The sequence below is a fragment of the Aurantimonas sp. genome, from assembly GCF_964217435.1.
In the GTDB taxonomy this organism is placed as follows: Bacteria; Pseudomonadota; Alphaproteobacteria; order Rhizobiales; family Rhizobiaceae; genus Aurantimonas; species Aurantimonas coralicida.
Map to the genome: position 1 here is coordinate 1 of NZ_CAXPJM010000047.1, position 12,040 is coordinate 12,040.

12 protein-coding genes and 1 tRNA gene are annotated in these 12,040 nt (G+C 64.7%); all 13 read right to left on the reverse strand.

Annotated elements, in window-relative coordinates:
* Positions 1–90: 90 nt before the first annotated feature.
* Entirely contained in the window at positions 91–4,260 is a 4,170-nt protein-coding gene (rpoB, locus tag ACEQX1_RS16985) for a DNA-directed RNA polymerase subunit beta (RefSeq protein ID WP_024352400.1), read from the reverse strand.
* Between the two features lie 324 nt (positions 4,261–4,584).
* Positions 4,585–4,959 (reverse strand): 50S ribosomal protein L7/L12, encoded by a 375-nt coding sequence (gene rplL / locus ACEQX1_RS16990; RefSeq protein WP_009209739.1) that lies wholly within the window; start codon positions 4,957–4,959, stop codon positions 4,585–4,587.
* Between the two features lie 51 nt (positions 4,960–5,010).
* Positions 5,011–5,529, reverse strand: a complete 519-nt coding sequence (gene rplJ, locus ACEQX1_RS16995) for a 50S ribosomal protein L10 (protein ID WP_009209740.1) — start codon at positions 5,527–5,529, stop codon at positions 5,011–5,013.
* A 363-nt stretch (positions 5,530–5,892) separates the two neighbouring features.
* On the reverse strand, positions 5,893–6,597 hold the full coding sequence (gene rplA, locus ACEQX1_RS17000; RefSeq protein ID WP_024352398.1) for a 50S ribosomal protein L1: 705 nt from the start codon (positions 6,595–6,597) through the stop codon (positions 5,893–5,895).
* Positions 6,598–6,601: 4 nt separating this feature from the next.
* Entirely contained in the window at positions 6,602–7,030 is a 429-nt protein-coding gene (rplK, locus tag ACEQX1_RS17005) for a 50S ribosomal protein L11 (protein WP_009209742.1), read from the reverse strand.
* Positions 7,031–7,175: 145 nt separating this feature from the next.
* Complete coding sequence (gene nusG, locus ACEQX1_RS17010) at positions 7,176–7,706, reverse strand: transcription termination/antitermination protein NusG (protein ID WP_009209743.1); 531 nt, start codon at positions 7,704–7,706, stop codon at positions 7,176–7,178.
* Between the two features lie 31 nt (positions 7,707–7,737).
* Positions 7,738–7,929, reverse strand: a complete 192-nt coding sequence (secE, locus tag ACEQX1_RS17015; RefSeq protein ID WP_029703862.1) for a preprotein translocase subunit SecE — start codon at positions 7,927–7,929, stop codon at positions 7,738–7,740.
* Between the two features lie 131 nt (positions 7,930–8,060).
* Positions 8,061–8,136, reverse strand: a tRNA-Trp gene (locus tag ACEQX1_RS17020).
* 216 nt (positions 8,137–8,352) lie between these two features.
* On the reverse strand, positions 8,353–9,222 hold the full coding sequence (locus ACEQX1_RS17025) for a 3-deoxy-manno-octulosonate cytidylyltransferase (protein ID WP_370195540.1): 870 nt from the start codon (positions 9,220–9,222) through the stop codon (positions 8,353–8,355).
* 24 nt (positions 9,223–9,246) lie between these two features.
* Complete coding sequence (locus tag ACEQX1_RS17030; RefSeq protein WP_370195539.1) at positions 9,247–9,939, reverse strand: glycosyltransferase; 693 nt, start codon at positions 9,937–9,939, stop codon at positions 9,247–9,249.
* 103 nt (positions 9,940–10,042) lie between these two features.
* Positions 10,043–10,729, reverse strand: coding sequence for a hypothetical protein (locus ACEQX1_RS17035; protein WP_370195538.1), 687 nt, complete (start codon positions 10,727–10,729; stop codon positions 10,043–10,045).
* Positions 10,726–11,673, reverse strand: coding sequence for an ELM1/GtrOC1 family putative glycosyltransferase (locus ACEQX1_RS17040; protein ID WP_370197193.1), 948 nt, complete (start codon positions 11,671–11,673; stop codon positions 10,726–10,728). Before ACEQX1_RS17040 ends, ACEQX1_RS17035 begins: the two co-directional genes overlap by 4 nt.
* A 240-nt stretch (positions 11,674–11,913) precedes the next feature.
* Positions 11,914–12,040 (reverse strand): elongation factor Tu (locus ACEQX1_RS17045; protein WP_370197195.1); only part of this gene is annotated, 127 nt, incomplete at its 5' end.

Consider the following 12,040-nt stretch of genomic DNA (forward strand, 5'->3'; position numbering starts at 1 on the left):
CGACCACCGCGATCTACACAGTCTGTGACACTCTTTCCCTCCCCGACGCTCTTCCGATCTGCGGCGCGCCGCGGTCCTGTCATGAATGGCCTATTCGGCAGCGTCCGGCAGGTCGGCCGGAGCCGGCAGCTCGGCGGCGGAGTTCGCCAGATCGACGTCCAGGCCGAGCGAGCGCATTTCCTTGACCAGCACGTTGAAGCTCTCCGGGATGCCGGATTCGAACGCGTCGTCGCCGCGCACGATCGACTCGTAGACCTTGGTACGGCCCGCGACGTCGTCCGACTTCACCGTCAGCATCTCCTGCAGCGTGTAGGCCGCGCCGTATGCCTCGAGCGCCCAGACCTCCATCTCGCCGAAGCGCTGGCCACCGAACTGTGCCTTGCCGCCCAGCGGCTGCTGGGTCACGAGCGAGTACGGGCCGATCGAGCGGGCGTGGATCTTGTCGTCCACCAGGTGGTGCAGCTTCAGCATGTAGATGTAGCCGACCGTGACCTGCCGATCGAAGGCTTCGCCGGTACGCCCGTCATAGAGCGTGACCTGACCCGAGCCGTTCAGCCCGGCCCTCTCCAGCATCTCGACGATGTCCTGCTCGACCGCGCCGTCGAAGACCGGCGTGGCGATGGAGACGCCGCGCTTCATCTGCTTGGCGAGCGTCAGAACGCTTTCGTCGTCGTAGTTCTTCACCTTCTCGTTGCGATCGCTGTCGCCCAGCAGCCCGGCAATCTCGTCGCGCAGCGGTGAGACGTCCTGGCTGGTCTGGTAGGCCTCCAGCATGTCGCCGATCTTCCGGCCCATGCCGGCACAGGCCCAACCCAGATGGGTCTCCAGGATCTGTCCGACATTCATGCGCGACGGCACGCCCAGCGGGTTCAGCACGATGTCGACATGGGTGCCGTCCGCATTGAACGGCATGTCTTCCACCGGCAGGATCCGCGAGACAACGCCCTTGTTGCCGTGACGGCCGGCCATCTTGTCGCCCGGCTGGATCTTGCGCTTTACGGCGACGAAGACCTTGACCTGCTTCATGACGCCCGGGGGCAGCTCGTCGCCGCGCTGGACCTTCTCGACCTTGTCCATGAACCGCTGCTCGAGGGTCTTCTTGGCTTCGTCATAGACGTTGCGCAGATCCTCGAGAGCCGCCTGGGTCTTCTCGTCCTCGACGGCGAACATCCACCACTGCGAGCGCGGGTACTCACCCATCGCCTCGGCGGTGATGACGGAGCCCTTCTTGAAGCCCTTCGGCGCCGCGACCGCAGCCTTGCCGTCGAGCATCTCGATCAGGCGACCGTAGACGTTGCGATCCAGGATCGCCTGCTCGTCGTCGCGGTCCTTGGCGAGGCGCTCGATCTCCTCGCGCTCGATCGCCATGGCGCGCTCGTCCTTCTCGACGCCGTGGCGGTTGAACACGCGGACCTCGACCACGGTGCCGTAGGCGCCGGGAGGCATGCGGTTGGAAGTGTCGCGGACGTCGGACGCCTTCTCACCGAAGATGGCGCGCAGAAGCTTCTCTTCCGGCGTCATCGGGCTTTCGCCCTTCGGCGTGATCTTGCCGACCAGGATGTCGCCCGGCTGCACCTCGGCACCGATATAGACGATGCCGGCCTCGTCGAGGTTCTTCAGCGCCTCTTCCGACACGTTCGGAATGTCGCGCGTGATCTCCTCGGGTCCAAGCTTGGTGTCACGCGCCATGACCTCGAACTCCTCGATGTGGATCGAGGTGAAGACGTCGTCGGCGACGATGCGCTCGGACAGGAGGATGGAATCCTCGTAGTTGTAGCCGTTCCACGGCATGAACGCGACGAGCACGTTCCGGCCGAGGGCGAGATCGCCCAGATCCGTCGACGGACCGTCGGCGATGATGTCGCCCTTCTCGACCCGGTCACCCACCGCGACCAGCGGACGCTGGTTGATGCAGGTGTTCTGGTTCGAGCGCTGGAACTTCATCAGACGATAGATGTCGACGCCGGACTTGCCGGCTTCCAGATCCTCGGTCGCCCGGATGACGATACGCGTCGCGTCGACCTGGTCGACGATGCCGGTCCGGCGTGCGCCGATGGCGGCACCCGAGTCGCGGGCCACGATCGGCTCCATGCCGGTGCCGACGAACGGCGCTTCGGCGCGCACCAGCGGCACGGCCTGACGCTGCATGTTCGAGCCCATCAGTGCGCGGTTCGCGTCATCGTTCTCAAGGAACGGAATGAGCGCGGCAGCGACCGACACGAGCTGCTTCGGCGAGACGTCCATCAGGTCGACATTGTCGCGCGGCGTCATGAAGACGTCGCCCTGGTGACGGCAGACCACGAACTCGTTCTGGAACTGGTTGTCGTCCGTCAGGATCGCGTTCGCCTGGGCGACGTGATGCTTGGATTCCTCCATGGCCGACAGATAGACGACGTCGTGGGTGACCACGCCATCGACAACCTTGCGGTACGGGCTCTCGATGAAGCCGTACTTGTTCACCCGCGCGAAGGTGGCGAGCGAGTTGATCAGACCGATGTTCGGGCCTTCCGGCGTCTCGATCGGGCAGATGCGGCCGTAATGGGTCGGATGCACGTCGCGGACTTCGAAGCCGGCACGCTCGCGGGTCAGACCACCGGGTCCAAGCGCCGAGAGACGACGCTTGTGGGTGATCTCCGACAGCGGGTTGGTCTGGTCCATGAACTGCGAGAGCTGCGAGGAACCGAAGAACTCGCGCACGGCGGCAGCCGCCGGCTTGGCGTTGATCAGGTCCTGCGGCATGACGGTGTCGATCTCGACCGACGACATGCGCTCCTTGATCGCCCGCTCCATGCGCAGCAGACCGACGCGGTACTGGTTCTCCATCAGCTCGCCGACCGAGCGCACCCGGCGGTTGCCGAGATTGTCGATGTCGTCGATCTCGCCCTTGCCGTCGCGCAGGTCGACCAGCGTGCGAACGACCGCGAGGATGTCCTCCTTGCGCAGCACGCGCACGGTGTCCTCGGCGTCGACGTCGAGGCGCATGTTCATCTTGACGCGGCCGACGGCCGACAGGTCGTAGCGCTCGGAATCGAAGAACAGCGACTGGAACATCGCCTCGGCGGTTTCCATCGTCGGCGGCTCGCCCGGGCGCATGACCCGGTAGATGTCGAACAGCGCGTCCTGACGGCCTTCGTTCTTGTCCACCGCGAGGGTGTTGCGGATGTAGCCGCCGACATTGACGTGGTCGATGTCGAGAACGGTGAACTCGTCGTAGCCCGCATTGATCAGGTCGATCAGCGAACCCTTGCGCTCGCCGGTCTTGGCGTCGACGGTCATCTCCAGTTCCTGGCCGGCTTCGAGATAGATCTCGCCGGTCTCGGGATTGACGATGTCCTCGGCGATGTAGGAGCCGACCAGATCGTCCTCGGTCGCACGGAGCGCCTTGACGCCCTTCTCCTGCATCTGACGCGCCTGGCGCGCGGTGACCTTCTTGCCGGCCTCGACCAGCACTTCGCCGCTGTCGGCGTCGATCAGGTCGACGACCGCACCCTGGCCGCGCACGCGCTCGACCGAGAAGGGAACGCGCCAGCCGTTCTTGTCCTTCTCGAACTTCACGGTGTCGTAGAAGGTCGACAGAATTTCTTCGCCATCCATGCCCAGCGCCATCAAGAGGCTGGTCACGGGGATCTTGCGGCGCCGGTCGATGCGCGCATGCACGACGTCCTTGGCGTCGAACTCGATGTCGAGCCAGGAACCGCGATAGGGAATGACGCGCGCCGCGAAGAGCAGCTTGCCCGACGAGTGGCTCTTGCCCTTGTCATGGTCGAAGAAGACGCCCGGCGAACGGTGCATCTGCGAGACGATGACGCGCTCGGTGCCGTTGACGATGAAGGTGCCGTTCATGGTCATGAGCGGCATGTCGCCCATGTAGACGTCCTGCTCCTTGATGTCCTTGATGGACTTGGAGCCGGTGTCCTCGTCGACATCGAACACGATGAGGCGCAGCGTCACCTTCAGCGGCGCAGCATAGGTCAGATCGCGCTGACGGCATTCCTCGACATCGAATTTCGGCTGCTCGAACTCGTACTTGACGAATTCCAGCATGGCCTGACCGGAGAAGTCGGAGATCGGGAAGACCGATTTGAAGACGGCCTGCAACCCTTCGTCCAGACGCCCGTTTACCGGCTCGTCCACCATCAGGAACTGATCGTAGGAGGCCTTCTGGACCTCGATCAGGTTCGGCATTTCGGCCACTTCGGGGATCGACCCGAAGAACTTGCGCACGCGCCTGCGACCGCTAAACGTCGTCGTCTGAGACATCGTCGCTCCTTCTCGTGATATCGCCCTCGACCAAAGGGCTGAAATTCCTCTGTCTCTCCGCCGAGAGACTTCACTGCGCCCTGCGGCGGCAGCGACTGACCGATCTGTCGGGCGCTGGGCCCGCGTCTTCGAAAGGCTTGCCGGCAAGCCGTTCGAACACACGCACTGCATTCCCGTCCCGCGTCTTACCGTACCGCACCGCGGAGAGTGCCCTGCCCGCCAGATCCACCCCGAAAGGCCGGAACCCTATGGCGAGCACGGAAGGCGGAACGGCAAATTGCCGTCCCGCCCCCGGATGTTCTGCGTAAGCGCGGCGAACCGCGATTACTTGACTTCGACCGTGGCGCCAGCCTTCTCGAGCTGGTCCTTGATCTTGTCGGCCTCGGCCTTGTCCACGCCTTCCTTGACGGGCTTCGGCGCGTTGTCGACGAGGTCCTTGGCTTCCTTGAGGCCAAGACCCGTGATCGCACGGACTTCCTTGATGACGTTGATCTTCTGCGCACCGGCAGATGCGAGGATCACGTTGAACTCGGTCTGCTCTTCGGCGGCTTCGGCCGGAGCACCACCACCAGCGGCCGCAACGGCGACCGGAGCGGCGGCGGAGACGCCCCACTTCTCTTCGAGCATCTTCGACAGCTCAGCCGCCTCGAGGACGGTCAGGGCCGACAGGTCTTCAACGATCTTGGCGAGATCAGCCATGTTAGTATTCCTTCAGGTTCGAACTTTGAGGTGTGCAGCGAGGAACCATCCTCACGCCGCTTCGTCTTTCTTGGCATAGGCACCGAAGACGCGTGCGAGTTGCCCCGCAGGCGCCTGGAGAACCCCAGCGATCCGAGTAGCCGGCGTATTGATCATGCCGACCAGCTTGGCCCTGAGTTCGTCCAGCGACGGCATGGTGGCCAAGGCCTTCACACCGTCTGCATCGAGTGTCGTGGCGCCCATCGAACCGCCAAGGATGACGAGCTTGTCGTTCCCCTTGGCGAAGTCGTTGGTCACCTTGGCCGCCGCCACCGGATCGCTCGAATAAGCGATCAGCGTCTGGCCCTCGAACAGATTCGAGATGCCTGCGGCGTCCGTGCCTTCAAGAGCGATCTTGGCGAGGCGGTTCTTCGCGACTCTGACGGTGCCTCCCGCGACGCGCATCTTCGAACGATAATCGTTCATCTGCGCGACCGTGAGACCGGCATAGTGGGCCACGACGACCGTTCCCGAGGCCTGGAAGGTCTCGTGAAGGGACGTGACGAATTCGCGCTTTTCCGCTCTGTCCACTGCCTCTCTCCAGTTAGCCCCGGTTCTTGCGAAACGAGGCCGGTTGCCTTTTGCCGCCCGGACCATCCGGGCGACGCTCGGAGATCCTGTCCCCCCGGCCAACCCGCAGCAGCTCCGTGGAACCGTTGGGCGACGCAAGGCATTCAGAGGTTCGAACCGACCAGACCGGCGATGCCGGAAAACTCGGAACTTCCCCGTCTCATGAGGGCTATCTAACGATTATGACCGGAGCCGAAGCACCGGCCGCCCACAATCTCGGACAGGCATTCAGGAGGCTTTCAAAAGCCTCCACGTACCGGGACGAGCCCGGAACCTTGATGGGGAAGCGGCGGATATAGGGACGCCGCTTCCAATTTGTAAGGGTCAGGCCTGCGAGGCGCCGACGGTCGACGGATCGACCTTCACACCGGGGCCCATCGTCGAGGTCACCGCGATGCGCTGGACATAGTTGCCCTTGGCGCCCGACGGCTTGGCCTTCTGGACCGCATCGGCGAAGGCGCGGATGTTCTCCACGATCGCCTTGCTGTCGAAGCTGGCCTTGCCAACGCCGGCATGCACGATGCCGGCCTTCTCGACGCGGAACTCGACGGCGCCGCCCTTCGAAGCCTTGACGGCCGCTGCGACGTCCGGGGTCACCGTGCCGACGCGCGGGTTCGGCATCAGGCCGCGGGGGCCGAGAACCTTACCGAGACGACCGACGAGGGCCATCATGTCCGGCGTGGCGATCGCACGGTCGAAGTCGATCGTGCCGCCCTGGACCTGCTCGACGAGGTCTTCCGCACCGACGATGTCGGCGCCGGCAGCCTTGGCTTCCTCGGCCTTGTCACCACGCGCGAAGACGGCGACGCGGACGGTCCGGCCGGTGCCGTTCGGCAGGTTGACCACGCCGCGGACCATCTGGTCGGCATGACGCGGGTCGACGCCGAGATTCATCGCAACTTCGATGGTCTCGTCGAACTTGGTCTTGGTCCGGTCCTTGAGCATCTGCACGGCTTCGTCGAGGCCATACAGCTTGGTGCGCTCGATGCCCTCGCGGGCGCTACGGATTCGCTTGCCACTCTTTGCCATCGTCTCAGCCCGCCACTTCGAGGCCCATGGAGCGGGCAGAGCCCTCGACCATGAGAACCGCCGCATCAATGTCGTTCGCGTTCAGATCCTTGAACTTCTTCTCGGCGATCTCGCGAACCTGCTCGCGCGTCACCGAACCGGCGACACTGCGACCCGGCTCCTTGGAGCCGCTCTTGAGGTTGGCGGCCTTCTTGAGGAAGTAGCTCACCGGAGGGGTCTTCATCGCGAAGGTGAAGGACTTGTCCTGGTAGTAGGTAATGACCACCGGGATCGGCTGGCCCTTTTCCTGCTCCTGGGTCTGCGCGTTGAACGACTTGCAGAATTCCATGATGTTGATGCCGCGCTGACCCAGCGCCGGACCGATGGGCGGCGACGGCGTCGCCGAACCGGCCGGGACCTGGAGCTTCAGCTGGCCCTGTACTTTCTTAGCCATTTGTACCTGCCTTCAATGTTCACGCCGGGCGGCCGGCACGAAGCCAGCCGGACATCCGGCAGTCTGCAGTCCGCGCGGTCCGGAACAGGGGCCGGCTAGAGCCCGAGCGCCTCCCGCACGAGGATGGGCTTGGCGCCCGTTCGGATCAGGCCTTCTCGACCTGACCGAATTCGAGATCCACCGGCGTCGCACGCCCGAAGATCGAAACTTCCACCTTGAGACGCGCGCGCTCCTGGTCGACTTCCTGAACGATGCCGTTGAACGAGGCGAAGGGGCCGTCGGAGACCCGCACCTGCTCGCCGATATCGAAGGAGACCGTCGGCTTCGGCCGCTCGACACCGTCCTGGACCTGCGCGAGGATCTGCTCGGCTTCCTTCTCGGTGATCGGGGTAGGCCGGTTCTCGGCGCCCAGGAAGCCGGTGACCTTCGGCGTGTTCTTGATCATCGAGAACACCTGGTCGGTGAGCTCGGCCTTGACCAGGACATAGCCAGGGAAGAACTTGCGCTCGGCATCGACCTTGCGGCCGCGGCGCACCTCGACGACCTTCTCGGTCGGCACGAGAATCTTCTCGAATTTATCGGACAGACCCTTCTGACGGGCCTGCTCCTCGATCGATTCTGCCACCTTCTTTTCGAAATTCGAATAGGCGTGGACGATGTACCAACGAGCGGTCATGAAACTGGTGATAACTCCTGCAGCGTCCGGATCAGACGCTCATGATCAGGCCGACGACGTAGCCGAGCAGCTGATCCGCGATAAAGAAGAAGGTCGCGGCGAACGCCACCATCACGAAAACCATGATCGTCGAAATGACGGTCTCGCGACGGGTGGGCCACGTCACCTTCGCGGTCTCCGACCGGACCTGCTGAAGAAAGCTGAAGGGATTGGTCTTGGCCATAAACCGCTCACGGCTAAGGCGCATGAAGGCTAGCGACCGCCCCACGCGCCATATGTCATTAAGAATGCCCCACTTAGCCGCCCTCGGAATGATTCACAAGGGCTGCCGGGGAAAACTCTCGTTCGCGTTGCTGGCAGGGGCAGTAGGGCTCGAACCTACGGCCTGCGGTTTTGGAGACCGCCGCTCTACCAACTGAGCTATACCCCTACGATGGCGCCCAGATATCGCCTCGCGGCGCGAACTGCAACACCCTTTTTCGACGAAACGCTGCCCGGGGCGCCTAAACCGCGCTCACAGGACGCAGGACTAAACCGCCCTCACCCGCAGAACAGACAAGTCTGGCCATCGCGACCACTAGCCCGACACCAGCGAGTGATCAAACCCCGCATCGTCGGTATTCGAACGAATCGGCCGCGGCATTCGTCAGTTGCCCTGCGACGATGCCTTGGCCGCCTGTTCCGCCAGCTTCTGCTTGCGCGTCTTCGGCTTCAACCCGCGCAGAAACGCGTCGAGCCGGCCCTGCAGCCGCGTCAGCGACATCAGGCGGTCGATCGCCTGATTGGCGCCTTCGAGCCGCTCCGACAGAACCTCCGAGGAGACGAGCGCGACATCGGCGGCCGTGATGCCCGGAATCCGCGTGGCGATTCGCGACCATTCGCCGGCACTGCCGCCGCCATCCAACGTCAGGCGTCCGGTGCGCACCAGCAGCCGGTTCACCATCTGCTCGAAGGTCCATTCATGGTCGTGGAACAGCTTCCAGCGAGTCGAGCGACGGGCGGTGAAGCCGGCCAGCACGATGGGCAGCGCCGGACAGGCTTCGGCCAGCCAGAAGGCCAGCGCGAAGCCGCTGGTCGGGACATGGGTGCCCGGATAGAAATCGGCAAAGACCGGCGCGAGGTCTAGAAACCCGACCGGCGCGTTCTCGAAGGCCTCTGCCGGGCTGAAGCTTTCTGCGGCGCCGGCCTTCAGATTGGCGATGCCATGGAATTGCGGGCCGCGCAGAAGCTGCAGCACGGTGCCGACTTCCCGGCGATAGACGATGTTGGCGCCCGCCTGGCTGCTGCGGGCGATCAGCAACGACGGCCGGTCGAAGGGCGCGTCGAGAACCTTGAACACCTTGTTGAAGAAGACGAAGAGCGTGCCGTCGCCGTATCTCGCCGACAGCGCCGCGATATCGACCGCGTCGCTGTTGGCGACGAGGACGACGCGGGCGAAGCCACCGAATAACGCCGCCCAGCCGTCACGCGTTTCCGGCAGCCTGCCCGCTTCATCCGCCTGCGTCGTAGCGCTCATGTCCCGCAGCCCCGCCGCAAGACCTCAGGCGCCGCGCTGCTGGACGAACAGCGTCCGCTCGCGCGCGGCGAACCATTCCTCGGCATAGTCGTCGTTGCGATACTCGTCGAAATACGGCCCGCCATCGGTGAAATGCACGTTCCGGGCATGGGGATTGTGGTCGTACTCATTGACCAGCCAGTTCCACTCCGCCGGCAGTTCGCCGATGTTCTCGTCGCCGTCGAGCCATTTGAACTGGTGCAGCTGCAGGCCGGTGGCGGTGTTGACGTAGTCCGGCGTCAGCGCCTGGCACTTGGCATTGTTGAACAGCATCACGCTCGACCAGTTCTTCTTCTCGTATTTGGTCTGCGTCTGGCCGAGGAACTTGGTCTCCACCTTGGGCTGGTAATCGTGCTTGACGCACATGACCGAATGGCGGTCGTCGCGCAGCGCCCAGAGTTCGGCGATGTCGGCGCGCATCAGCATGTCGCAGTCCATGAACAGGCTCCAGCCCGTGAAGCCGGACAGATACGGCACCAGGAAGCGCGAGAAGGAGAATTCCGTCGACTGCAGCGCGTTGCGCTCGCGCTGGAACACGCCTTCCAGGTTGGGCAGATAGAGCGGCGAGAACACGACGGGCACGGTCGCGCGCTCGAGAATGCTCTGGCACAGGACGTGATAGGCAATCACCTCCTTGGAATCGAACCCGATGAAGACCTGAACTGTCGGTTGCGTCACGAGGTCACCTTGCTGAATTGCTGAACGGTGGCGTCATACACCCGTGACCGGCAAAGGCCAACGCCGCGCAAGATCCGGGGCGGCTGTTACGGGGCGGCGCTCCTCAGGGCGCCCACAGCCGCAAGCCGAGATCGGCCGCAAGTTCCGGCTCGCTTGTCGCGACGCGCGGATCGTCGCGCAGCGTTTCGAGGGCGTAGCGATCCTCCGCGACCTGCATGCGCGGACGTGCCAGCGTGTCGTAGGAATGGCCGGTCCGGGCGAAGGAAAAACCCGCTAGCACGATCTCCGGCACGCCGAGAAACAGGCCGTAGCAGAGCGCGGCAATTCCCGTCGATGGTTTGCCCAGCTCGCCGATGCCGATCATTTCCGGGCCGATCATCGCCAGATTGACCGCTTCGCGATCGTCGGGGTGCATCGATACCAGAGCGCCGATCCTCGCCTTGCGCTGGCGCAGCAGCTTCCAGCGCTGGCGCCATCTCGGCCGTGGACTGAACCACAGCATGGCCCGTGCCTCGAGGTCGGGAAAGACCGCCCATGACTCGACCGGCCGCCGTACGCTCAGATCCGCCGGTCCCCAGCCGAAACGCTTCGCCGCCAGGCCTGAATTGTTGATGTCCACCCGAGCGTGGCTGGCCCGCAGGGCATCCGGCATGGCCGGGTCCGGGGCGCCGCCCAAGAGCACCCAGCGACGCCGCAGCAGGCCGAGGCGGTCCATCTGGGCGCGGTGCGCCTCGCGGATCGCCACAAGGTGCGGCGTCAGCTCGGTGCCGGAGGGCGTGCCGCCGTTCACCGCCGTGCGGCGTATTCGGCGCGGATCGTCTCGGCAATCTCCAGCGACTGATCGGCGAATGTGTAGTCGTAGGGGGCGAGATCGCCGGCGAACGGCCGGGTCAGACCCAGCGTCTCCTGCATATCCTCATGGAACCACTCGAATTTTTCCAGGCGCTCGCCCGGGATCGGCGCGAGATCGAGGCTGTAGACCGGCCGCCCCGACGTCAGCGCCTCGCAATGCATGGTCACCGTGTCCTTGCTGATGAGGAAGGCGTCGGCCGCGGCGAGATAGTCCCGATAGGGATTGTCGCCGGTCCGGTCCCAGACGCGGATGTCCGGCTCGCCGACATGCAGCAGGCCGTCCAGCAGCGAGGGGTCGCTGCGGCGGGAGGTGGAGACCAGAACAAGCCAGCCCTCGGCCACCAGATCACGGGCGCTGGCGACCAGCCGGTCGATCGTCGGCGCGTCGTAGTCATAGGCGCCGTTGGCCCCGCCCAGCAGCATCACCACGATCGGCCGGTCGTCGCCCTCGGCCAGCCAGCGGCCGCGCGCGGCCTCGCGTCGCGCGTCCAGCGCCGTCCGCTTGATGCGGTGGGGCACGCCGATCATGCTGCGATAGTCGGTGCCGTCCAGGCGCGGGCTCTTCCAGTCGTGCCGGGACACGAAGGCGAGATCGTAGATGCCGCGCGACGGGGGTGCGGGCGGTTGCAGATGCACGGCAAACGGCCGTCCGCCGAAACGCTCGCGGATACGGGCGACGTGACGTTCGGCGAACCAGCCGCAGGAAATGACGATATCCGGTTCGGCTGCACGGCTGCGCCAGTAGGGAGAGAACAACCCGCGCCGCCATTTCGGCAGCCGCTCCACCGTATGGACGATCGGCTCGTCTGTCAGATGCTCGGCCACGCCGACGCACTGGGTGAGCGTGCCGGCCTTCTCCTCGCTGACGGTCCATACTCGCAACTGGCGATCTCCTCGCAACACCTGCCGGTTTCTAGCGCGGATGGCGCTGCACGCAACAGTCGGCGCAATCGGATCCGGCCCGCGACCGGCGCCATGCATGGCCACGTGGATCTCAACGGCCCTGCCCGCTCCGGCTCAGCCGCGAGCGCCTCCGGCACCACAAACGCAAACGGGCCCCGCGAAGGGGCCCGTCAACTTCAGCATATCGGGGTGGCGCGCCGTTGCGCGCCTGCCGCCAGACTACTCGATGATCGAGGCGACGATGCCGGCGCCGACGGTGCGGCCGCCTTCGCGGATGGCGAAGCGCAGCTTGTCTTCCATCGCGATCGGCACGATCAGCGTCACGTCCATCGTCACGTTGTCGCCC